1 rRNA gene is annotated in these 269 nt (G+C 55.4%); it reads right to left on the bottom strand.

Annotated features, from left to right (window positions below):
* Nucleotides 1-269 (bottom strand): 23S ribosomal RNA (locus CVH10_RS20885); the annotation flags it as partial.

The raw sequence follows: 269 nt of genomic DNA, 5'->3' as shown, positions 1-269 counted from the left end.
ATACGTCGTCTTACAGACTTCGCAGAGCCCTGTGTTTTAGATAAACAGTCGCCACCCCCTGGTCTGTGCCCCTGTCTCAGACTTGCGTCCAAGACAGGCCTCCTTATCCCGAAGTTACGGAGGCAAATTGCCGAGTTCCTTCAGCATAGTTCTCTCAAGCGCCTTGGTATACTCTACCTGTCCACCTGTGTCGGTTTCGGGTACGGTCTCACGCGGGGGCTATTTCCTGGGACCCCTTCACCGCCCGAGCAATCCGATAAGCTCGAACG

The organism is Halomonas sp. ND22Bw (assembly GCF_003011945.1).
In the GTDB taxonomy this organism is placed as follows: Bacteria; Pseudomonadota; Gammaproteobacteria; order Pseudomonadales; family Halomonadaceae; genus Halomonas; species Halomonas halophila.
The sequence above is the reverse complement of the archived record's forward strand: the minus strand, read 5'-3'. Positions and strand labels throughout refer to the sequence as shown.